Here is a 21,561-nt window from a genome sequence, read left to right on the forward strand (position 1 = left end):
ACGGTATGGACCTGGACGTAGTGTCGCTCGGCCGAACCGGCACGAAGGTCAGCGAGATCGCGTTCGGCACGTGGCGCTTCGGCCGAGCGAACGACGAGGGCGATATCGAGATCGGCGAAGCGCGCGCCCACGACCTCCTCGACGCCTACGCCGACGCCGGCGGCAACTTCATCGACACCGCCGACATGTACGGCGACGGCCGGAGCGAGGAGTACATCGGCGACTGGCTGGCCGAGCGCGACCGCGAGGAGTTCGTGGTCGCCTCGAAGATCTACTGGCCGACCGCCGACCACCCGAACGGCCGCGGACTGTCTCGCAAACACCTCCGGAACAACGTCGACGAGATCTTAGAGCGGTTGGGCACCGACTACGTCGACGTCCTCTACGTCCACCGCTGGGACGACGACACGCCGGCCGAGGAGTTCGTGCGCACGCTCGACGAGTTCGTCCGCGACGGCAAGGTCAACTATCTGGGCACCTCGACGCTCGAACCCAACGCCTGGAAGGTCGCGAAGGCCAACGAGATCGCCGACAGACGGGGCTACGAGCCGTTCAAACTCGCCCAGCCCCGCTACAACCTCGCGAACCGCGAGATAGAGGGCAACTACCTCGAGATGTGCGCCGACTACGACGTCGGCGTCGTGCCGTGGAGCCCGCTGGCCGGCGGATTCCTGACCGGCAAGTACGAACGGAGCGAGCAACCGCGACCCGGCACCCGCGGCGCGACCGACCAGCAGTTCCGCGACTCCTATCTCACCGACGAGAACTTCGACGTGATGGAGGCGGTCGAGGCGGTCGCCCGGGAGGTCGGCGCATCGCCGGCCCAAGTAAGCCTCGCCTGGCTCATCCAGCACGACAAGGTCACCGCGCCCATCGTCGGCGCGCGCACGGTCGACCAACTGGAGGAGAACCTCGCGGCCGCCGACGTCGACCTCACGCGCGACCAGTTCGAACGGCTGGCGAACGCGAAGTAGCGGACCGTTTGTCGTTCTCGAGCAACCGAAGCGGTCGACCGCACCGCCGACGGCGGCGGGACGACGACAGCACCGCAGACCGAGACTCACACGATACAACTGAGTACTGACCTGACAGCGTGCGCCGTGGCTCGGCGGAGGAGTTCGCGCATCCTCACAGCCGGCGCGGCGCGTGCGGTCGCGGCGCAGTGACTCGGTCGAATCATGCAAGTAGCGGTTGCTGTCGCGGTTACAGTACCCTCAGTCGCGTCGTCTACGTAGCGGAGACGTCCAAAGTCGTCAAACGGGTACTGGACTCGTCAGAACAATTTCGTCTCACCGCTCGTCCAGATACAGGGGCAACAACAACGCGAGCGAGGCGACCGAAACGAGCGGATTCGATAGCGCGTCGACGCCGAAGAAGTACAGCGCGGCGTTGAGCGCGGCGACCGCGAGGCCGACGACGAACAGCACGATCGCGGCGCGACGTTTGAGTTCCGCCGCGAACGTCGGCGCGGGGTCTGACGCGGCGGTTCTCCCGTCGGTCGTGGCGGTCGTCCGGTCTGGCATCGACTCGTCGTGTTCGGCCGGAGGTCATAGTCCTTGCGGAGACGGAAGGCGCCGTCCGTCGGGTTCACCGTCGTCGGTCGTCCGGCGTCACCGGTCGGCGACCGCCGCCCGAAGCCGCGGGAGTTCGCGGGCGAGCGCCCGCCGCTTCAGCAGGCAGAAGCCCGCGAAGATGACGAGGAAGCCCGCGACCGTCGACGGCGTAATCGGTTCCTCCAGATACCACAGTCCCGCGAGCGCAGCGAAGATGGGCGCGACGTACGAGACGAGGTTGATCTCGATGGGGCCGAGTCGCTCCAGGAGGTCGAAGTAGATGAGGAAGCCGAGCGCGCTGGCGACGACGGCGAGGTACGCGAGCGCGCCGACGGCCTCGGCCGTCCACTCTATCGCGGCGAACGACTCGCTCGGCCGGGCCAGACTCACCGCGTGCATCAGGAGCGCGCCCAGCAGCATCGACCACGCCTCCATCGTCTCGATGGGGAGTTCGGCGTCGATGCGCCGGGTGAGGACGCTCCCGAGCGCGAACGACGCGGCGGCGGCGAACACCAGCAGTTGGCCGACGACGCCGTCGGTGAGGAGGTTGTTCGGGTCGGGATCGCTCAGAATGACGACGCCAACGAGTCCCAGCAGGAGGCCCGCGACGCCCGCCGGGGTCAGACGCTCGCTGGGCAGGAACACCCGCGCGAACCCCGTGGTCAGCACGGGGCTCAAACTGACGATGACCGCGGCGACGGCGCTCGTGGTGTGCTGCTCGCCGACGAAGAGGAAGGCGTGGTAGGCGGCGATCATCAGCGCACCGCCGACGCCGACCAGCGTCCACTCGCTCCGGCCGCGGGGTCGCCACCGGTCGGTCGCGTAGACGGCGTAGCCGAGCATCAGGACGCCGGCGACGTCGTAGCGGACGGCCGCGAACAGCACCGGCGGAAAGTAGTCGAGTCCGGCCTTGATGGCCATGAACGCCGACCCCCACGCCGCCGCCAGCGCGATGAACAATCCGAAGTTCCGGTATCGGCTCACTGTGGCCTTTCGACGCCGGCAGGGGGTGAAGGTTTCGAAAGCGGAGATTCGGGGACGGTTCGGAGACGCCTGCCTACGGGCGGCCCGCGGCGCTCCGGCGCTGGTCGCGGATCGCCCGGAGCAGGTCCTGGCGCGCGACGATGCCGACCAGTCGGCCGTCTTCGAGCACTGGCAGGCGGTTGATGTCCTGCTCGTCGTCGACCAGCAGGTCGAGCATCTCGTCCATGCTGGCGTCGGGCGAGACGGTGACGACGTCCTCGGTCATGATGGTGCTGACCGGCTTGCCCGCGTGTTTCAACAGGTCGAGTTCGGTGTCGAGGTCGTCCCACGAGAGGTCGATGGCGTACTCCAGGGTTTCCAGGAACGGCGGGAAGCCGACCGGAATCCACAGCGTCCGGTCGCTCGGCTGGAAGAGGTGGACCAGGTCGTGCTGGGTGACGATGCCGACCAGCGTCCCGTCGTCGTCGACCACCGGGTAGCCGTTGAAGTCCTCCTGGGCGAGTTCGGTCAGCACCTCGCTGATCTCGTCGTCCGGATGGACCGTCTCGACGTCGGTCGTCATCAGGTCGCGGGCGTTCATGCCGGGAACGAGGAGCGCGCGGCCCGTATCGTTTCCGGTCGTCGGACGGGGTCGGCGGCGGTCCTGCCCGCAGGACCGCCGCGCCGACACTCCTCCCGCCGACCCGTCCGACGAAGACTTACGGCCGCGGCGAACGTAGCGCGGTCCATGGAGGAGCGATACGTATGCGAAGCCTGCGGTCGGGAGTTCGACACCGAGCGCGAACTCAGAGAACACCTCTACTCGGTGGGGTTGGTCGACTGAGACGCCGGCGGGCCTGCCCGACCGGGCAGGCCCGCCGGCGAAGAGCGCGTGGTCGCGCGACCGTCGGTCAGTCGCTGGCGCGTCGGTCGCGCCGCGACGGCGGCGGAATCTGGGCCTCGCTCGACCCGGGGCTGTCGGGGAGCAGACACCGGTCGCGCTCGCGGTTGACGTGTTCGTACTCGTCGGGGGCGTTCGCCAGGAAGTGAGCAGGGTTCTGGTCACTGTCGACGACGGCCGCCCGAACTTCGCCGAACCCGCAGATGCGGGCGCGGATGCCCCGCCAGTGGTGGCGACCGGCGTGCGGAACCGCCAGTTTCCGCGGCGGGGTGCGGTCGGTTCGGCGTGTCGCCAACGCCGCGCTGTTGACGTTCGCCGCTAGGTCGTCGTGGTCGACGAGGACGCCGACGCGCGCGTCTCGCGGCGCGCGCGCGGCGAGCACGTCGAGGCCGAGGTGGAGCGCCCGGTACTCCGCGACGTTGTTGTCGGTCACCTGGTCGGGCATCGCGAGGCGCGCGACACGCTCGCCGTCTCGCGTCTCGATGATGACGCCGAGTCCACCGTCGTCGCTGTCGAGTTTGTACGAACCGTCGGTGGCGACGTAGAAGTCCCGGAGGTGAGTCCGCGGCGGATGGGCGATGTGCGGCGTTGGTGATTCGTCGAACAGTGCCCGCAACTGGGAGGGACGGCCGTGAACGGCCATATTTCCCGCTTCGGTACCGTTCTACTTAAGCTTACGGCCTGTCATCGACAGGGCGGAACAGGGCCGCCCTCCATCGGAAATATCGGACCGTCGGCGCGCGGTATTTATAAGCCGAGGTGAGACGCGAGGGTTTCGCGCACCAACCGTTCGCGAACTCGCGGTTCGGTCCCGACCGACGGCGGTGTGACTTCCGGTTATCGCCGGACGACGCCGCCGCCATTTCGTTACCGTCGGCGGTAACCTGAATTGTCCGGCACTATCCTTATCGGCGTCAGCGTGTTCGTGTGTGAGACGGGACGACAGATTGTGCGTCCGTCTCCGTCCGCGGGGAGGGGCGACGGCCGGAGGCCGTTCGCGCGACGCGCAGTTCGCACTCGTTCCGACCAATCATGAGTCACAACGACAAGGGTGAGACCGACGTTTCCCCACCGCACGTCTCGAAGCAGGACGTACTGCCGGTCGAAAGCGAGAGCGAGACGCTCGACTCTGTGTTCCGGGCGCTCGCCGACCATCGGCGTCGCTGCATCTGTCACTACCTGGCGCGACGGTCCGAGCCGATACCGGTCGACGAACTCGCGGAACTGGTCGCCGCCTCGATGAGCGAGAAGACCCGTGCGGTGCTCACGTCGGCGGAGATCGAACAGACTCGCGCCGAACTCCACCAGATGCACCTGCCGAAACTCCAGGAGGCGGGCGTGGTGGAGTACGACGCCGACGACGGCGTCGTCCGACTGGTCGAATCGCCGGGGGTGACCGACTGTTTGCGGGCGGCCGAAGTGGTCGACTTCGAGTGACGCTCTTTTGACGGCCATCGCGGACTGCGAAACCGCGGTCGGTGTGCGAACAGCGGAAAACGTGAGAGGAACGAGCGGCAAGCACGGCGTGTCAGCGACCGCGAGGGCCGATGGCCCTCGCGGTCGCTCCGTGCGGAGTCGGCTCCGGGGCGAGCGTCGGGTTACTCCTTCTGCTGAGCGTCGACGACCGCCACGCCCGCGAGGTTCACGATGTCCTTGACCTCGTCGCCGCGCTGGAGGACGTGGACCGGCTGGTCCATCCCGACCAGCATCGGGCCGGTCGCCTCCGCGCCGCCGAGGCGCTGGAGGAGCTTGTAGCCGATGTTGCCGGCTTCGAGGTTCGGGAAGACCAAGACGTTCGCGGGTTCCTCCAGTTCCGAGAACTCGTAGGTGCCCTGGAGAATCTCCTCGACCACGGCGGTGTCGGCCTGCATCTCGCCGTCGACCGGGAAGTCGGCCGCGGGGTCCTCCCGGAGCATCTCGGCGGCCCGGCGGGGCTTGCGCGTGCCTTCGTTCTCGACGCTGCCGAAGTTCGAGTACGACAGCATCGCCGCGCGCGGTTCGACGTTGAACCGGCGGGCGAGTTCGGCGGTGTGCTTGGTGACCTCCGCGAGGACGTCCTCGTCGGGCGCCTGGTTGACCGTAGTGTCGGCGCAGAAGATGACGCGGTTCTTGAACGTCAGCATGTACACCCCGGCGGCGTAGTCGGCGTCCTCGGCGGTGCCGATGACCTGGAGCGGCGGTCGGAGCGCCGAGGGGTAGTGGTGGGTCAGCCCCGCCAGCATCGCGTCGGCGTCGCCTCGCTCGACCATCACGCTGCCGAAGTAGTTGCTGTCCTTGCGCACGAGGTCGTCGGCCTCGCTCCGGGTGATGCCCTTGCGCTTGCGGAGTTCGTAGAGCCGGTCGGCGTACTCGTCGTAGTCGCCGTTGAGCGGGTCGGCGATCTCGGGCGAGAAGTCGAGGCCGAGTCGGTTCGCAGTCGTCTCGATGGTGTCGCGGTCGCCGATGAGCACCGGTTCGGCGATGCCCTCCTCCTGAAGCTGGTAGGCCGCCCGGACCATCTTCTCGTCGTCGCCCTCCGCGAGCGCGACCCGCTTGGGGTCGGACTTCGCCTTGTTGAGGACGACCCGCATCATCTCGCGGGACTTGCCGAGCCGGGCCTCCAGAGTCTCGACGTACTCGTCGGTGTCGAGGTCGCTCCGGGCGACCCCGCTGTCCGTCGCGGCCTCCGCGACGGCGGGCGCGACCTCGAACAGCACGCGGGGGTCGAGCGGCTTGGGGATGATGTACTCCGGACCGAACTGGAGCGGTTGGTCGCCGTAGGCCTTCACGACCGCGTCGGGCACGTCCTGCTTGGCGAGGTCCGCGAGCGCCCGGGCGGCGGCGATCTTCATCTCCTCGTTGATCTCGGTCGCGCGCACGTCGAGCGCGCCACGGAAGATGAACGGGAACCCGAGCACGTTGTTGACCATATTGGGGTAGTCGGAGCGCCCGGTCGCCATGATGACCGTGTCGTCGCGGGCCGCCTTGGCCTCCTCGTAGCCGATCTCTGGATCGGGGTTCGCCATCGCGAAGATGATGGGGTCGTCTGCCATCGACCGGACCATCTCCTCGTCGACGATGCCGCCGATGGAGAGGCCGACGAACATGTCGGCGCCCTCCATCGCCTCGGCGAGGTCGCCCTCGGGCACGTCGCGGGCGAACTCCTGCTTGAACTCGTTCAACTCGCCGTGTTCGGCGCGGTTCTCGGTGATGATGCCCGAGGAGTCGCACATGATGATGTTCTCCTTGCGCGCGCCGAGCGAGACGTAGAAGCGCGCGGAGGCGATGGCCGACGCACCGGCGCCCGAGAAGACGATCTTTAGTTCCGAGAGGTCCTTACCGTTGAGTTCGGTGGCGTTGAGCAGCGCGGCACCGCTGATGATGGCGGTGCCGTGCTGGTCGTCGTGGAAGACGGGGACATCCATCTCCTCGCGGAGCGTCTCCTCGATCTCGAAACACTCCGGGGCCTTGATGTCTTCAAGGTTGACGCCGCCGAACGTCGGCTCCATCGCCTTGACGCTCCGGATGATGTCCTTCGGGTCCTCCTGGTCGAGTTCGATGTCGAAGACGTCGATGTCGGCGAACCGCTTGAACAGCACGCCCTTGCCCTCCATGACCGGCTTGGACGCCTGGGCGCCGATGTCGCCGAGTCCCAGCACCGCGGAGCCGTTCGAGACGACGCCGACGAGGTTCCCCTTCGCGGTATAGGAGTAGGCGTCGTCGGGGTTGTCGGCGATTTCGCGACACGGCGCGGCCACGCCGGGCGAGTACGCCAGGCTGAGGTCGCGCTGCGTGTTGGTCGGTTTGGTGGTCGAGATCTCCAGTTTCCCCGGCGGATCTCGCCGGTGGTAATCGAGTGAATCCTCGTCTAATCCCATGGTGCGAGAAATCGCGCCCGGCCGTATAAAGCTAACCGAAGGCGTCGAATACTACATTCGACGTTCGTCGAAAACGATGGGCGGTCGGCGGTCGGAACCGTCGGCATCGGCCGACGGCTCCGACCGCCGACGGTACTGACCGCCGACCGCTCCGACATCCTCACCAGTCGCCGTCCTTTACCAGCACGTCCGGGCGCTCGACGACGGCGTCGTAATCGTATGCGTCCACGGGCGTGGTCGGCCACTGGCCGGTGTCGGTCAACACCTCGAAGCCGTCGTCGGTGACCAGGACCGTGTCCTCGCTCTTGGCACCCTGGACGGTCGGGTTCCAGGCGTAGGCCATCGGCGTCGTGACCGCGGCGTCGAGGTCCAGCGTGGCGATCCACTCGCGGCCCGCGTAGCCCGCCGCGCCGCCCTGGTGGTGTCTCCGCCACTCGTCGGCGTGGCCGACGTGTTCGTAGGCGGCCTGGATGCCCTGGAAGACGCTGGCCGCGTCGCCGTCCAGCCTCGCGACGGCCTGGGTCGCGCCGAGCGCCGTCACCTCGACGATTCGGGCGGCGTGGTGCCTGTCGCCCAGTTCGTTCAGCGCGGGGTCGTCCTCGTCGCCGAACGCCACGGTCCGGGTCGTGCTGGCGTGGAGGCCGTCCCGCTCGGCGGTCACCGACACCAGCGCGTAGTCGCCGATCTCTTGCTGGGTGGGCGTGTAGTGGCGGTACCGCTTGGCGCGCTCGGCCCCGCCGACCAGCGCGACCGGCGCCTCGATGTCCCGCGCGGAGAGCGCGACCCGGAGCGCGGAGGCGACCTCGTGTTCGACGTCGCCGGGCCGGAGTTCGCGGCAGACCGCCTCGACCGCCTCGGCGGTTTCGCGGCCGAGTTCGCGGTACTTCTCGACGTCCTCGTCGGTCAGCGGTTGGCGGAGCGGCGAGGCGTCGACCGACTCGAAGCCGGGGACGTCGAAGTCTGCCGCGGCGGGGTCGGGGCTGTGGTCGGCGACCGCCTCGGCGAGCGACCCGTCGTACCACTCGAACTCGGTCACGGGCACGTCGTCTTCGAGTTCCTCGTCGCGGAGTCGGTCGGCCTCGATGTCGTTCGTCACGACTTCGAGGCCGTCACCGTCGTAACCGACCGCGGCGACGCCGACGTCGCCCTCGCGGTCTACGACGTTGTCGCCGCCGGTCAGCCACGCGAAGGCGTTGGGGCGGGCGAACCAGACGGCTTCGAGGTCCCGGTCGTCGAGGTAGGCGTCGAGGCGGTCCTGTTTGGTCATACTGGTCGCTTGTGGCCCACCGCCTTGAAGCAGGCGACTTCGGTATCTTTCGCGCGGGTGAGAGGCCCGGCGACGAGGCGACGACGGACCCGACAACCACCGGCTTTTTCGGCGCGCGACTCCCTCTCCCGAACATGAAGACGCTGGCATTCGACGGCCGGATGGGCGCGAGCGGCGACATGCTACTCGCCGCGCTCCTCGCGGCCGGGGCCGACCGCGACGCGCTCTCGCCCGTCGAGGACGCCCTGCCGATACGCTACGAGGTCGGCACCGCCGACAAAAACGGCATCTCGGCGACGACGGTCGACGTGTTGTTGACCGACGACGAAGGTGACCGCGACGACGAAAACGAACCGGGTCACGACCACGGTCACTCCCACGACGGGGACGTACACGACCACTCCCACGAGGAACACGGTCACGGTCATTCCCACGACGGCCACTCTCACACCCACGACCACTCGCACGACCACGCGGAGGGGTCCGGCCCACTCAGAACCTACCCCGAGGTCGTCGAAATCGTCGAGTCGATGGCACTCCCCACGGGCGTCGAAGACGATGCGCTCGCCGTCTTCGAACGCCTCGGCGAGGCCGAGGCCGCCGTCCACGGTACCGACCTCGACGCGACACACTTCCACGAGGTCGGCGCCGACGACGCCATCGCCGACGTGGTCGGGGCGGCGCTCCTCGTGGCCGACCTCGACCCCGAGCGAATCGTCACCGGGCCGCTGGCCGCGGGCGGCGGCGAGGTCGAGATGAGCCACGGCGTCTACCCGGTGCCGACGCCCGCCGTGGTCGAGATCGCCGAGCGCGCCGACTGGCATCTCCGGGGCGGCCTGGTCGAGGCCGAATTGCTGACCCCGACCGGCGCGGCCATTCTCGCCCACTTCGCGGAAGGCGTCGATTCGCTTCCGCCACTGAAGGTGACGGCCTCCGGATACGGCGCCGGCGGGTACGACTTCCCCGACCACCCCAACGTCCTGCGAGCGCTCGTCGGCGAGGGGGTCGAGGGCGAAGACGCGGGAGCGTCGGCGGCAGGCGGCCTGGTCCCCGACGACGTCGCGGTCCTGGAGACGAACCTCGACGACGCGCCGCCCGAGGTGCTCGGCGGCCTCCACGAGTCGCTCGCCGAGGTCGGCGCGCGCGACGTGTCGGTCGTCCCGCTCACGATGAAGAAATCCCGGCCGGGCCACCTCGTGAAGGTGGTCTGCAAGCCCGACGACGCCGAGCGGGTCGCCCGACGACTCGCCGAGGAAACCGGCACGCTCGGGATTCGCGAAGGCGGCGCGCGCCACCGCTGGATAGCGAACCGCGAGTTCGAGACGGTCACCGTGGAAATCGAGGGCGACAGCTACGAGGTGAGCGTGAAACTGGCCAGCGACGACGCCGGCGAGGTTTACGACGTCAGCGCCGAGTACGACGACTGCGCCGCGGTCGCGCGCGAAGCGGGCGTGCCCGTGCGCGAGGTGATGCGCCTGGCCGAGTCGGCGGTCCGTTAATCCTCGGCGTCCGTCTCGGCGGTGGGGTCGTCGCCCTCGCCGCCGCACCGCGTTCCGTTCTCGTCCCCGGCCGATTCGGACTCCGGGCCGTTCCGGTGTTCGTCCATCGCTTCCTCGAGGGTCAGCCGACCGGTGGCGACCCGCCGGGCCAACTCCTCGTCTATCTCGCGGTTGTCGGCCGACCGCTCGCGGGAGCGACTCTTGATGACCTGTAGCTCCCCGGCGGTCGGTTCGATAGTTCGGCCCTCGACGCGCTCGCCCGACAGTCGCGCGATGTTGACCGCCGCGAGCACGTCGCCCATCCCCCGCGCGCCGGTTCCGAGGTAGGGCGTGGTCCCCGTCTCGTCGACGAGTTCGACCGGCACGTCGTCGAGTTCGCGGACGATCTTCGCGCCCTGGAGGCGGGCGCCGTCGCCGACCCGGACGACGGGGTCGACGGCGTCCTCGACCTCGCTCCGGACGACCTCGGCCACGTCGGCCAGCGGGACGTGGAACGCTGCGACCACGAGGTCGCCCGACAGCACCGCGACCCCGGGGCGGGTGCCGGGGTCGACGCCGACCACGGTCCGTCCCTCGCTCCCCCGGAGGAGCGAAAGCGCCTCCTCGACGGCCAGCCGGGGGTTCTCGGGGTCGGCGACGACCGTCTTCACGTCCGTTCTTTCTTCGCCCACGTCGACCTCGTCGTCGGCCGCCCGGACGACGACGCGCGTCCGCTCCGGTAGGTCGTCGCCGGGTTCGACCGTGGTAAAGGTCACGCCGCGGTCGCGTAGCTCGTTCACTACGCCGTGGTACAGCTCGAAGTCCTCGGTGGCGACGACGACGGTCACTTTTCCCGGCTTGGACGCCGAGCGTAAAAACTCGTTCCATCGGGGAAGCTCGACCCGCCGAACCCGCTCGTCGGAACGAATCCGGAGGCTTTTGGCCGGGGAGAGCCAAGCGACCGGCGTGAACGACGAGTACATCTCGACCGGCTGTGGCCCCCTCGACGAACTCCTCGGCGGCGGATTCGAGCGCGGCACGGTCACGCAGGTCTACGGCGCGCCCGCGGCGGGCAAGACCAACGTCGCGCTGGGGGCGGCGGTCGAAGTCGCCGCGGAAGGCGGCACCGCGGTCTACATCGACACCGAGGGGCTGTCGCTCTCGCGGTTCGAGCAGGTCGCGCGCGCCCGGAGCGACGACGTGGAGGACCTGACCTCCCGCATCATCATCAAGGAGGCCTACGACTTCGACGAACAGGAGGAGGCGGTCAAGGACACCGCCGAACTCGCCGAGCGCGCCGACGTGGTGGCCCTCGACAGCGCGACGGGGTTCTACCGACTGAGGCGCAACGAGGACACCGAGGGCGGCGAGGCGCTCCGGGACGTCGCCCGGCAAGTCACCCACCTGCTGTCGCTCGCGCGCAAGTACGACCTCGCGGTCGTGCTGACCAACCAGGTCTACACCGACCCCGACAGCGACCGGACGCGACCGCTCGGAGGCCACACCCTCGAACACTGGACGGGGACGGTGCTCCGCATCGACCGCTTCCGCGGGGGCAACCGTCGCGCCACCCTCGAGAAACACCGCGCCAAGCCCGCCGGCGGGAAGGCCCAGTTCCGTATCACGGACGCGGGGCTGGAAGGCGTCGACGATACGCCCTGAAAAAACGGAATCGCGAACGTCGCTTTCGGATTACTCTTCGAGGACCGCGTTCACGTTGCCGGTCTGGCCGGGCCGGGACGTGACGCGGGCCGTGCCCTCGCTGGTCTCGATGACCGCGCCCTTGGTGATGATGTTCCGCCGGACGTAGTTGGGGTTGGCGCCGTTCTCGGTCACGTCCTGAATCTCGGCCTGGACCGTCTCGTCGCCGGTGGCGACGTTGGCGACGTTCGTCGAGAGCGCGCGGGTCTTCTTCGTGTTACCGCGGGTGTCGATGACGCGGAACTTCGGCTCGCCGAGTCGCGTCTCGGTCGGCTGTCGGCCGAGTTCGTACTTCTTCTTCTTGTGCTGGGGTCGGAGGCGTCCGCCCGTGCGCTTGCGCGTGGAGCGTCCCTGGTCTTTCATACCCTCCAAATTGCTCACGCGACACTTATATGCCTCGTTTCAGCTCCATCGTTTCCTTCGTCGGGTGCTAGCAATGCTCGAATCTCGTTCGGACTGACTGGCAGTCGTGACGATAGATGCGTGGTGGGATCTTGCAAGAACTCACTGAGACTCGTACTATAACGCTGTGGTTCGTCCAACTGTACACGATGAACCACGACGCCTCGACGGGAGTCAGTCGTCGTATGCCAGAGTATCAACTGGTTGGTGGTCGACGATGTCGGAACACCGGCCACAGATAGTCAACCCCAGTTGTTCCGCCGACTTTCGAGATAACACCTCCGCAATGTCGGACGCGAACTGGCTTTCTTCGTTTATTGACCCGCAGCGACTCGCGGTATCTCCATCACTCAAGAAGTGATAATGACCGGAGTATCCCGCCGTGGTTTCGTGCGCAACAACGACCTTCATAGTCTCTCCTGTGTTGCTGGCGTCCAGAACAGCGACCGAAGTAGGGGCAGTTCGTTTTGGTTGTCCTGTGCCCACTCCATCAGGGACGGTTCGCTCCAGTTTCGAATGGTTTGACTGCGAGCGTCGTAGTCAATGAGGCCGGCCTCCGCCAATTTTGGCAAGTGATTGTGGTGGAGGTACATTCGAATTCGCTCGTGCGTGGTGTCACGCATCCTCTCTTGTTCCTCCATGTCCTGCTGGTCTCGCTCGGCGACGTAGTCGGCTACCTCGTCGAGTGTGACGACATCAAACTCGGTTGCATTGAGGTGATAGAGCGTGTAACGGCGGTGTCTATCGGCCAAGAGTCGAAGCAAGTGGTCAAGTGTTCTCTCAGTTTCAACGTCGCTTTCTCTGGACATAGCGTCAGACACCTTGCCATGGACTACCAGGCGCGTTCGGATATAGATTGTTTAATCCGCAACTGATTGATTACGGCTTTTGGCCACTATCGGCCCAATTATTGTTTATTCGGTAGTATTATCCTTGGAGTATGGATGTGAACTGGCTAAAATTCGAGGTCGTCGAACGCTTGGAAGTGGTGGGAAACCATAATCTCGGAACTGACTATCTCAAGGCCGAGGTCGTTCAACTCCTCGGTGATGGCAGTCAAGTCGTGGGTGTTCTGTGCGATGACCTCAATGAAGAGGTTGCGCTGGCTGGTCATCATCTCGCGGACGTCGACCACCCCTCGGATGGCGAGGGCGTCTGCGCTCAATCGCGCCCGATTGTCGGTCCGGGCAGTCGCGACGAACATCACGCGAAGTTGGTAGCCCGCGTTTTCGTAGTTGATGACCGGTTGGTACGCCTCGATGACGCCGGTTTCTTCGAGGTTCGCGATGCGATTCCGAACAGTGCTGGCCGAGACGTCGACTTCATCGGCAATCTCTTGGGCGGTACTGTTTCGGGCGTCCCGCTGGAGCGCGAACAGTATGCCTCGGTCAACGTCATCGAGTGAATAGTCGGGGGTGTCACCACCTTCGTTCGCCATGTAGTACTATTCGAGGCCACGCTCATGAGTGTTGGCCGACGGGGAGGTGACGATTCTGGGTAAACGAGACACCGTCCTTCAGCGGTGTCAATACGATCTCGAATCGCGTAAACCAGGGAAGAGTAGTCAGTCAGTGGGTGATTTACCACGCGACGCAGCTCCACCATTACTGGCAGGTTCTTTTTCCTCATCAACTATTGTAAATTCGAGAGAAAGACATTCAGCGCATGCAGGTTCGAAGGGTAGTACGTCACCACTCTTTAGCCGTGCCGTCCGAATTTCCCCGCATTGGACGCATTCAATCGTAAAGACAACCATTGTTAGGAGTCACACAGTGAAGACTATTAAACGTCATTACCGTTATGATTATTCCAGCACGATGCAGGAGGGAACGTAGCGCGCACGGCCCGACGAACTCTGACTTGACTACGACACCGGATTTCCGGTGCAACATGGCCTCGACTTGCGTTGGGTCTGTGACCTCGCCGACGTAGAGGGGGTGCGACTAACGGGATGCCCGAGACACGCTCTCTATCTATCGGTGAATCGAGCCTCCGTCTGTCGTAGCGTTCCCACGAGGACGCCAGTGCGACGGACCGTGACCGTCGAAGCGCAGAACGTCCGTCCCACTCCCCCGGCGCACATCGTCACCTTTAGGCCGGACACCCGCACGCTTTGGACCGATGAGTCTGCGCAGCGCGGTCGCCGCCCCGTTCCAGCAGAAGGGCCGCGAGCAGATGGCAGAGAGCGAGTTCGTCGTCGCGCTGTCGCTCGACCGCGACTGGTTCTCGCCCGACCAGGCCGAGCGCCTGCTCGACGTCGCGGCCGGCCAGGGCCTGCTCGCCCGCGAGGACGGCGACGTGGTGACCCAGTTCGACCCCGCCGACGTGGAGATTCCCGAGGAGTTCGTCCCCGACGAGAACATCCTCCAGGAGCAGTCGACCTTCGAGAAGGTGCTCGAAAAGGTGGTTTCGGCCGGCACCGACAAGCAGACCGCCGTCGCCGAGGTCAACCAGCTACAGGGCCGACTCGGCGTCACCATCGAAGCCGCTGCAGTCGTCTACGCCCGGCGCAACGGCGTCGACGTCGGCGAGGAGGCCGCCGCCGCCCGCGAGGAATTGAAGTAGCCCGGCGGCGGTCGGGCACGACCCGAAAGCCGAAGACTAATCGGCTCGGTCGCCCTCCCGGAAGGTATGGTCGAGGACCGAACCACCGACGGAAAGCGCATCGCCCAACTGCTCTCCTCGGAGGTGGACGGCCGCGAGGACTCGGGGTTCGCCGCCCTCGCGGTCGTCGACGCCGACCCCGACGTCGAGGGTTCGGCCGACGGCGAACTCGCGTACCGGGTCGCTCGCCGGGCCGAAGAAGCGACCGACGAGAGCGGCGAGGCCGAGGACGACGAGAACGACGAGGCCGATGAGATTCTCGCGGAGGTGTACGTCCACGACGACCGCGTCAGAGTCGAGTTCCGCGAGGGCGTCGACGCCGCGGCCGAGGCCGCCGGCGATGTCGGTCTGCGCGTCCGCCCCAAGGCGGTGCGACCGCCGCGGACGCTCGTGTTCGTCGAGGACGGCGCGGAGGTCAAGCGCGCGACCGACGTGTTCGTCGCGGTGCTACGGGCTCTCGGCGGAGGCGGCGAGTCCGTCGAGGATTCTCGGTAGCTCAGCGGCGAGTTCGTCGCGCTCGACGTAGGCGTCGACCTCCGGGGCCGGGTCGGGACCGCCCTCGAAGACGACCTGGACCGCGTACATCCCTGCGCCCTTCGCCCCGCGGACGTCGGCGTCGGGGTCGTCGCCCACGTAGACGGCCTGCTCGGGTTCGACGCCGAGCGCGTCGAGCACCGCCTTGAACGCGCGCTCGTCGGGTTTGCCGGCGTCGAGGTTGCCGGTGATTACCACGGCCTCGAAGTCGTCGAGCCAGTCGAATCGGTCGAGTTTGCTCTGCTGGGCGCGGACCGACCCGTTGGTGAGCAGGCCGAGTCGATACTCCTCCTTGAGGTCGGCCAGCATCCCCTCGACGCCCGGGACGGACACGAGCGCGTCGCCGACCGCGTCGCGGTAGGCCGCCGCGAGGGCGGCGGGGTCGGCGTCGGAGCCCTCCGCTTCGAGTATCTCGGCGAAGATGGGTTCGCGCGAGTCGGCGTCGAGGTAGCGGGCGTGGACCTCCTGGTACCGCGCTCGGGTGATTGGCGGTGCCCCGACCGACTCGGCGGCTTCCGCGAGAATGTCGTCTCGCGGGCGGTTCGGCACGGCCAGTGTGTAGTCGAAGTCGAAAACGACGGCGGCGATGGACATCCACCCGTCCCTTCTCGACCCGGTGTCTTGACACCTGCGGCGGAGAGTAAGGAACTTGACCCGGCGCCGGCAACCGGGGGTATGACCGCGACCCCCTTCGAGCGCATCGGGGAGCGAATCCGGGCCACCGACAGCGTCCTCTCGGTCGGCCTCGACCCCGCGCTCGACCGACTCCCCGACGCCGTCTCCGACTACGACTACCCACGGCGGGCGTTCAACCGCCGCATCGTCGACGCGACACACGAGCACGTCGCGGCCTACTCGGCGAACCTCGCGTTCTACGAGGACCCCGACGGCTGGACCGCGCTGGCCGAGACCATCGCCTACGCGCAGGGCAAGGGCGTGCCGGTCGTCCTCGACGGCAAGCGCGCCGACATCGGAAACACCTCCAGCCAGTACGCGAAACTCGCCGACTCGGCCGACGCGGTGACGGTGAACCCTTACCTCGGTCGAGACGCCCTCGACCCGTTCTTCGAGCGCGAAACCGCGGTCTTCGTCGCCTGCCGGACGCCGAACGCCGGCGCGGTCGACCTCCAGACGCGGGAGCTCGCCGGCGGCGAAACCCTCGCCGAGCGGGTGGCGTCGCTGGTCGAAGAGTGGGCCGACGACGCCGCGGCCGACGTGGGTCTGCTGGTCGGCGGCGACGCCGAGGCCGTCGAGGGCCTCCGCGAGCGCGCGCCGGACCTGCCGTTCTTCGTCGTCGGGGGCGCGAGAAACGACCCGGAGGTCGCCGCGTTCGCAGTGCCGGAGGGCGCCGGCGTCGGCCTCGTCAACGTCTCGCGGGAGGTCATCTACGCGGGCGTGGGGGTCGCCGGCGGTCGGGGTGGCGAGGACGCCTTCGCCGCGGCGGCCGGACAGGCGGCCCGGCGGCTCGCGCGCCAACTGAACCGGCACCGGTGAAATCGGCACGTCAACTCGACATCGGACCGGCGAGCGCGTCGGGGCCGGCGCGCCGGCCCCGACGCGCTCGGACTCGGAGTCAGAACCGCATCACTTCGTCGTCGTCCAGGTCCTCGGGCGAGACGCGACCGCCCGGTTCGCGGTTGACACCCTCGACCGTCGCCGCGCACTGGACGCAGAGGTCGAACTCCTCGTTCCAGTGTTTCTCGCAGGCGAGCGTGCCGCAGTTTGGACAGGAGTGTTCGGCTTCGCGGCTCTCGCAGATCTGGCAGAGGCCGGATACGCTCATGGGATTCGAACAGTTGTGTTCGCGGGCGTATCAGTCTGTGGGTCGGTTTCGCACGGTCGCGCGTTCGTCAGGTTTCGAGGACCCGGACGTCGCTCGCATACCGAAACCCACTTGCGGGTGTGCGGTAAACGAAAATCCGCGCGAGGGTTGCCCAGCCTGGCCAACGGCGGCGGGCTTAAGACCCGCTCCCGTAGGGGTCCGAGGGTTCAAATCCCTCCCCTCGCATCTCACCTTCCGGAAGCCTCGAGTCACCGAGGCGCACCTCCGTCCCGCAGTCGAAACCCACATTCCGGCCAGTCCCCTACCACGATGCAAGATGACCGACGAGACAGTAGACCGCGCGTTCCGCGAACACCCGTCGTTCGAGGCGGTCGGCGACGGCGAGTACGAGACGACCGGCAAGCCGTTCGAGGGGACCGTGGTCGCGAATGAAACGCACGGGTCTACCGGCGCGTCCGGCGGTGACGCCGCCGCCGAGTATCGCGTCGTCGTCCGCGTCCCGGTCCTCGACGCGGTGGTCGAAGGCGAGGAGGTCGCCGACGTCGTCCAGGACGGCTGGTACGAGACGCTGGAACTCAGACTCGAAGACGTCCACACCGTCGCGCAGACCGACGCGGCGTCGCCGCCCGAAATCGAGCGCGAGGGCGAGGAGGTCGTCGTGACGGTGACCTTCGAGCGTTCGGACCCCGAACTCGCCGCCGAGGACGCGCTGGCGATAGTCGACTACGTCGAGGGGACCTGGGTACAGGGCATCATCCCCGGCTACGACTACCGCGAACCGGCGGCGGGACTCATCGACCGGGCGACGCAGAACTACGACGAGGACGGTGCGGGGAGTCCGTCGGGCGGGCCACCCCTGTAGGGTGTCGGCCTCGCCTCGGTTTCGCGCTCTTCTGGCTCGGTTCTCAGTCCATCGCGATGTAGGTCTGGGTGTCCTCGACCCCGCGAATGCTCTGGATGCCGTCGGCCGCGATGTCCTTGACCTCCGCGGGCGAGTCCACGTCGAGTTTGGCGATGATGTCGACGTCCCCCGCCACGATGTGGGCGTCGACCACGCCGTCGATGTCAAGCATCGCGTTCTTCAGCCTGTCCGCCTCGCCCGTGTTCGCCTTGACCATGACGTACGCGGTGACCATCTCAGTTCCCTCCTGAGAGCGCTTGTGCGGTTTCGCGGCTGGCGTCGCCGACCAGTATCTGTCGCACGTCGCCCAGCACCTCGAAGTCGGCCAGCACCGCGAGGCGGTCGCCGACTTCGAGCGAGTCGTCCGGCAGCGGGATGTCCATCGGTTCGTCGTGCTTGCCGAACGCCAGAATCCGGGCGTTCGCCGGGAGCGAGAGTTCGCTGATGGAGTAGCCCTTCACCGGCGAGTCGTCGGTGATGGTGAGTTCGACGACCTGCAGACTCTGGGCGATGTCGGCGATGGCCCGGATGTTCCCGCCGAGTAGCGCGTTCTTCGCGCCGATGGCGCCGAGGCGCTCGGGGTAGACTACCTCGTCGACCTCGCTGGCGAACTTCCGGTAGATATCCTCGCGGTAGTCCTCGTCGATGCGCAGGACGGTCCGACAGCCGTGGTGCTTGGCGACCATGCACGCCGCGAAGTTGGCGTTCAGGTCGCCCGTGAGCGCGCCAGCGGCGTCGGCGGATTCGAGGTCGGCCTCCTCCAGCACCGACTCGCGCGAGCCGTCGCCCTCGATGACGTCGAAGTCGTCGTTGCGGGCGCGCTCGGCCTTGGTGGCGTCGCGCTCGACGAGCGTGACCTCGTGGCCCTCCTCCCGGAGGACGCGGGCCGTCCGAAGCCCCACTCGCCCCGAACCAATGATAACGAATCGCATGGTAACGAGTACACCGGACGGGTTGAATAATGTTACTCCGAGCGCGACCGGCGGCGCGCGCCGCCCGAGCGCCGGAACGCGGCGGGTGCGAGCGGCCCCAAAGGCTTTTCTCGTATGGTAGTGAATCGCACACCACTATGGTTCACGCCTTTATCATGGTGAAGACCGCCGCCGGGCGCTCGGAGGACCTGCTGGCGTCGATCCGCGAACACGAGCGGGTCACCGAGGCCCACGTCGTCGCCGGCGACTTCGACATCGTCGTGGAAGCTGACGCCGAGGAGGTGTACGACGTGCTCCAGACCGCCTCGTCGGGCATCTCCGGGATGGAGGGCGTCGCCGACACCAAGACGTACATGTCGCTCGACTGAGCTCCTTCTGGCGCGTTGCAGGCCCTCGGAAACCGACGACAAGCGTCAGCCTCGGGAAACGTTTACGCCCCGGCGGACTCCAGTTCGGGTATGGCCGCGAAGAGTCCGCTCCAGTTGTACCTCGTCGTCGTCTTCGTGCTCTTCGCGTCGCTCGCCGCGGCCGTGCTGTACGTGAGCGGCGACCGGAACCTCCGACGACACGCTCGACGGGTCGGGGTGTCGCGACGACTCGGAGTCGCGGTCGCCGCGCTCGGCATCCTCGTTCCCGCGGGCCTCGCGCTCGCCGGTTCGCTCCACGAGTTCGGTCGGTTCGCCGAGATGGGTCGCTACGAGTTTCGCTCCCACGCGCTCGGACTCCTGTTCGACTGGGCGCTGTTCGTCGGCGGCCTGCTCGGATTCGCGGCCGCGGCGGGGAACGCCCGGACGTACTACGGACTGACCCGCTCGCCGTCGCGCGACGGCGAGCGGGTCGCCGTCTCCGGCGTCGCGAAGGGCGACCCGGCGACGACGCCGGTTCGACGCCGACCGGCGCTCTGCTGGCGCTGGCGCTTCGAGGTCCACGACCCCTTCGCCACCGGCAACGACACCTGGCTGGTCCGGGGCGAGGGGAGCGACGGGGTCCCCTTCCGCGTCGAAACCGACGCCGGCCCGGTTCGCGTCGACCCGACCGACGCGCGCCTCGACCTCCTCGAAGAGCGCACCCTGTCGCTCGGTCCCGACGAGTCGCTGTCCGACTCGGTCGACCACGAGGACGCTCGGAAACTCGACCGGGAGCACGCCGGGAACCAGCGCCGGTACGTCGAGTCGGCGCTCGCGCCCGGCGCCGCCGCGACCGCCGTCGGACCGTGCGTCGAACGCGCCGACGGTCTGGCACTCGAAGCCGATGCCGCCGGGACGACGACGATACACGAAGGGTCGGCGGCCGCGGTCCGGTCCAGATACCGACTGCGAATCGCGGCGGCCGCGCTCCTCGGCGCGGCGGCGACCTGGTTCGGGTTCGCTTCGCTCCGGGCGTTCTTCGGCCTGTGAGTCTTCGACTCAGGGCGCCCCGAAAGGAGTCGGATTCTCGCGACCGAACTCAGTCGTCGACTTCCTGCACGTCGTGGTCTTCGAGGAACGAGTCGAGCCACGCCCGCTGGTCGCGGAGGCGCCCGGTGGGTTCGGCGTACACGTGGTCGAACACGTCGTGGGGGTCGGCCTCGGCCACCGACTCGGCGCGTTCGACCGCCTCGTCGAGTTCGGCGTCGGCGGCCTCCTCGACTTCCGCGACGAACTCGTCGTCGATGACGCCCTGTTCGCGGAGGTACCGCTCGTACCGTTCGAGCGGGTCGGCGGTCCGCCACGACGGCAGGTCCCGGCCGGCGTCCTCGTACTGGCTCGGGTCGTCGCTGGTGGTGTGGGCGCCCTGTCGGTAGGTCAGGCTCTCGACCAGCACCGGAGAGCCGTCCCGGGCGCTCGCGAGCGCGTCGGCGACCGTCTCGCGGACCGCCAGCGGGTCGTTGCCGTCGACCTCCACGCCCTCGAACCCGTAGGCGCGGGCCTTCTCGGCGATGGTTTCGCTGGCGGTCTGCCGGTGACGCGGGAGGCTGATGGCCCACTCGTTGTTCTCGCAGAAGAAGACGACCGGCGCGTCGAAGACGCCCGCGAAGTTCATGCCCTCGTGGAAGTCGCCCTCGCTGGTCGCGCCGTCGCCGAAGTAACAGAGTGCCGCGCCCTTCTCTCCGCTCTCTCCGTCGCCCTTCACGCGCTTCTCGTAGTTCATCGCCATCCCGGCGCCCGCGGCGTGGGGAATCTGGGTGGCGATGGGGACCGCCTGCGGGAAGTTCGGCACGTCGTGACCCGAGGCGAACTCGGGGCGACCCCGCCGGAAGAGCAGGATGTCGCTCATCGGCACGTCGCGGGCGATCTGCATCGCGTTCGAGCGGTAGGTGGGAAAGAGCCAGTCGTCGTCGTCCATCGCCAGCGCGGCCCCGACCTGCGACCCCTCCTGGCCCTTGTACGGCGGCCAACTGCTCATCCACCCCCGCCGCTGGAGCGCCAGCGCCCGCTCGTCGAACGCCCGCGCCCGGACCATCCCGCGGTACACCTCGCGCGCCTGCTCTTCGGAGAACCGCGTCTCCGAGAGGTCTCGCTCGCCGATGATGCGGTTCATGCGCGGGCGGTTTGCCCGCCCGCCGCATAGTGGTTCCGGTAACACTTGCGTCCGGGACGCCCGCGGGTCCTCCGTCGGCGTCCAGAAGCGTATCGGAAGTCGGCGTCGAACCGACGCCGACCGCTCCGGCCGCCGGTTCCCCAACGGTTAACGCCTCCGGCCCGC

General features: G+C 67.6%; 25 protein-coding genes and 1 tRNA gene. 11 read left to right on the forward strand and 15 right to left on the reverse strand.

The genetic code is table 11. The features are described 5' to 3' along the window. Positions 1–5 precede the first annotated feature (5 nt). Complete coding sequence (locus tag NGM07_RS06545; protein WP_253518581.1) at positions 6–974, forward strand: aldo/keto reductase; 969 nt, start codon at positions 6–8, stop codon at positions 972–974. Between the two features lie 315 nt (positions 975–1,289). On the opposite strand, the gene NGM07_RS06550 is transcribed toward NGM07_RS06545, so the two are convergent. From NGM07_RS06550 to NGM07_RS06565, 4 genes are all read right to left on the reverse strand, one after another. Continuing rightward, positions 1,290–1,523 (reverse strand): hypothetical protein, encoded by a 234-nt coding sequence (locus tag NGM07_RS06550; protein WP_253518583.1) that lies wholly within the window; start codon positions 1,521–1,523, stop codon positions 1,290–1,292. Between the two features lie 87 nt (positions 1,524–1,610). Then, positions 1,611–2,537 (reverse strand): DMT family transporter, encoded by a 927-nt coding sequence (locus NGM07_RS06555; RefSeq protein WP_253518586.1) that lies wholly within the window; start codon positions 2,535–2,537, stop codon positions 1,611–1,613. 73 nt (positions 2,538–2,610) lie between these two features. Continuing rightward, positions 2,611–3,117, reverse strand: a complete 507-nt coding sequence (locus NGM07_RS06560; protein WP_253518588.1) for a CBS domain-containing protein — start codon at positions 3,115–3,117, stop codon at positions 2,611–2,613. Positions 3,118–3,427: 310 nt separating this feature from the next. Further along, positions 3,428–4,060, reverse strand: a complete 633-nt coding sequence (locus tag NGM07_RS06565; protein WP_253518590.1) for a ribonuclease HI — start codon at positions 4,058–4,060, stop codon at positions 3,428–3,430. Positions 4,061–4,449: 389 nt separating this feature from the next. Between NGM07_RS06565 and NGM07_RS06570 the strand changes: the two genes are divergently transcribed. Further along, entirely contained in the window at positions 4,450–4,854 is a 405-nt protein-coding gene (locus tag NGM07_RS06570) for a DUF7344 domain-containing protein (RefSeq protein WP_253518592.1), read from the forward strand. Positions 4,855–5,015: 161 nt separating this feature from the next. Here NGM07_RS06570 and NGM07_RS06575 read toward each other — a convergent pair whose 3' ends face one another. Continuing rightward, positions 5,016–7,274 (reverse strand): NADP-dependent malic enzyme, encoded by a 2,259-nt coding sequence (locus tag NGM07_RS06575; RefSeq protein ID WP_253518594.1) that lies wholly within the window; start codon positions 7,272–7,274, stop codon positions 5,016–5,018. 160 nt (positions 7,275–7,434) lie between these two features. Next, entirely contained in the window at positions 7,435–8,541 is a 1,107-nt protein-coding gene (locus tag NGM07_RS06580; RefSeq protein WP_253518596.1) for a M24 family metallopeptidase, read from the reverse strand. Between the two features lie 134 nt (positions 8,542–8,675). On the opposite strand from NGM07_RS06580, the gene larC reads away from it, so the two are divergent. Beyond that, a complete protein-coding gene (gene larC, locus NGM07_RS06585; protein WP_253518599.1) occupies positions 8,676–10,040 on the forward strand; it encodes a nickel pincer cofactor biosynthesis protein LarC in 1,365 nt (454 codons plus the stop codon). Here larC and NGM07_RS06590 read toward each other — a convergent pair. Continuing rightward, positions 10,037–10,867, reverse strand: a complete 831-nt coding sequence (locus NGM07_RS06590; protein ID WP_253518602.1) for a hypothetical protein — start codon at positions 10,865–10,867, stop codon at positions 10,037–10,039. The genes larC and NGM07_RS06590 overlap by 4 nt on opposite strands. A 118-nt stretch (positions 10,868–10,985) precedes the next feature. Between NGM07_RS06590 and radB the strand changes: the two genes are divergently transcribed. Next, positions 10,986–11,681, forward strand: a complete 696-nt coding sequence (gene radB, locus NGM07_RS06595) for a DNA repair and recombination protein RadB (RefSeq protein ID WP_253518605.1) — start codon at positions 10,986–10,988, stop codon at positions 11,679–11,681. A 30-nt stretch (positions 11,682–11,711) separates the two neighbouring features. On the opposite strand, the gene NGM07_RS06600 is transcribed toward radB, so the two are convergent. The 3 genes from NGM07_RS06600 to NGM07_RS06610 all read right to left on the reverse strand — a co-directional run bounded on the left by NGM07_RS06600 (position 11,712) and on the right by NGM07_RS06610 (position 13,560). Then, entirely contained in the window at positions 11,712–12,083 is a 372-nt protein-coding gene (locus tag NGM07_RS06600) for a 30S ribosomal protein S8e (RefSeq protein WP_253518608.1), read from the reverse strand. A 446-nt stretch (positions 12,084–12,529) separates the two neighbouring features. Beyond that, the gene (locus NGM07_RS06605) at positions 12,530–12,943 is read right to left on the reverse strand and encodes a DUF7344 domain-containing protein (RefSeq protein ID WP_253518611.1); all 414 of its coding nucleotides are present in this window, start codon (positions 12,941–12,943) and stop codon (positions 12,530–12,532) included. Between the two features lie 134 nt (positions 12,944–13,077). Beyond that, positions 13,078–13,560 carry an Lrp/AsnC family transcriptional regulator gene (locus NGM07_RS06610; protein ID WP_253518614.1) on the reverse strand — a complete coding sequence of 161 codons (483 nt, stop codon included), beginning with the start codon at positions 13,558–13,560 and terminating at the stop codon, positions 13,078–13,080. A 683-nt stretch (positions 13,561–14,243) separates the two neighbouring features. Here NGM07_RS06610 and NGM07_RS06615 point away from each other — a divergent pair. After that, positions 14,244–14,687, forward strand: a complete 444-nt coding sequence (locus tag NGM07_RS06615) for a DUF2240 family protein (RefSeq protein WP_253518617.1) — start codon at positions 14,244–14,246, stop codon at positions 14,685–14,687. 66 nt (positions 14,688–14,753) lie between these two features. Continuing rightward, positions 14,754–15,221 carry a DUF7993 family protein gene (locus NGM07_RS06620; RefSeq protein ID WP_253518620.1) on the forward strand — a complete coding sequence of 156 codons (468 nt, stop codon included), beginning with the start codon at positions 14,754–14,756 and terminating at the stop codon, positions 15,219–15,221. On the opposite strand, the gene NGM07_RS06625 is transcribed toward NGM07_RS06620, so the two are convergent. Continuing rightward, positions 15,174–15,854, reverse strand: a complete 681-nt coding sequence (locus NGM07_RS06625) for an HAD family hydrolase (protein WP_253518623.1) — start codon at positions 15,852–15,854, stop codon at positions 15,174–15,176. The genes NGM07_RS06620 and NGM07_RS06625 overlap by 48 nt on opposite strands. Positions 15,855–15,935: 81 nt before the next feature. Between NGM07_RS06625 and pyrF the strand changes: the two genes are divergently transcribed. Continuing rightward, positions 15,936–16,754, forward strand: coding sequence for an orotidine-5'-phosphate decarboxylase (pyrF, locus tag NGM07_RS06630; protein ID WP_253518625.1), 819 nt, complete (start codon positions 15,936–15,938; stop codon positions 16,752–16,754). A gap of 79 nt (positions 16,755–16,833) precedes the next feature. On the opposite strand, the gene NGM07_RS06635 is transcribed toward pyrF, so the two are convergent. Beyond that, positions 16,834–17,043: a hypothetical protein gene (locus NGM07_RS06635; protein ID WP_253518627.1), complete on the reverse strand. Its 210-nt coding sequence runs from the start codon at positions 17,041–17,043 to the stop codon at positions 16,834–16,836. Positions 17,044–17,183: 140 nt separating this feature from the next. Here NGM07_RS06635 and NGM07_RS06640 point away from each other — a divergent pair. Both NGM07_RS06640 and NGM07_RS06645 read left to right on the forward strand, forming a co-directional pair. After that, a tRNA-Leu gene (locus NGM07_RS06640) sits at positions 17,184–17,268 on the forward strand. A 91-nt stretch (positions 17,269–17,359) separates the two neighbouring features. Further along, positions 17,360–17,905 carry a DUF5813 family protein gene (locus NGM07_RS06645; protein WP_253518629.1) on the forward strand — a complete coding sequence of 182 codons (546 nt, stop codon included), beginning with the start codon at positions 17,360–17,362 and terminating at the stop codon, positions 17,903–17,905. Between the two features lie 43 nt (positions 17,906–17,948). On the opposite strand, the gene NGM07_RS06650 is transcribed toward NGM07_RS06645, so the two are convergent. Together NGM07_RS06650 and NGM07_RS06655 are read right to left on the reverse strand one after the other, a co-directional pair. After that, positions 17,949–18,179, reverse strand: coding sequence for an Lrp/AsnC family transcriptional regulator (locus NGM07_RS06650; protein WP_253518631.1), 231 nt, complete (start codon positions 18,177–18,179; stop codon positions 17,949–17,951). A gap of 1 nt (position 18,180) precedes the next feature. Further along, positions 18,181–18,876 carry a potassium channel family protein gene (locus tag NGM07_RS06655; RefSeq protein ID WP_253518633.1) on the reverse strand — a complete coding sequence of 232 codons (696 nt, stop codon included), beginning with the start codon at positions 18,874–18,876 and terminating at the stop codon, positions 18,181–18,183. Positions 18,877–19,013: 137 nt separating this feature from the next. Here NGM07_RS06655 and NGM07_RS06660 point away from each other — a divergent pair, with 137 nt between their 5' ends. Further along, positions 19,014–19,244 carry an Lrp/AsnC ligand binding domain-containing protein gene (locus NGM07_RS06660; RefSeq protein WP_253518636.1) on the forward strand — a complete coding sequence of 77 codons (231 nt, stop codon included), beginning with the start codon at positions 19,014–19,016 and terminating at the stop codon, positions 19,242–19,244. Between the two features lie 90 nt (positions 19,245–19,334). Further along, on the forward strand, positions 19,335–20,273 hold the full coding sequence (locus NGM07_RS06665; RefSeq protein WP_253518638.1) for a hypothetical protein: 939 nt from the start codon (positions 19,335–19,337) through the stop codon (positions 20,271–20,273). A 49-nt stretch (positions 20,274–20,322) separates the two neighbouring features. Here the strand turns inward: NGM07_RS06665 and NGM07_RS06670 are convergent, their stop codons facing one another. Further along, complete coding sequence (locus tag NGM07_RS06670; protein ID WP_253518640.1) at positions 20,323–21,396, reverse strand: thiamine pyrophosphate-dependent enzyme; 1,074 nt, start codon at positions 21,394–21,396, stop codon at positions 20,323–20,325. Positions 21,397–21,561 lie beyond the last annotated feature (165 nt).

Source organism: Halorussus vallis, from assembly GCF_024138165.1.
In the GTDB taxonomy this organism is placed as follows: Archaea; Halobacteriota; Halobacteria; order Halobacteriales; family Haladaptataceae; genus Halorussus; species Halorussus vallis.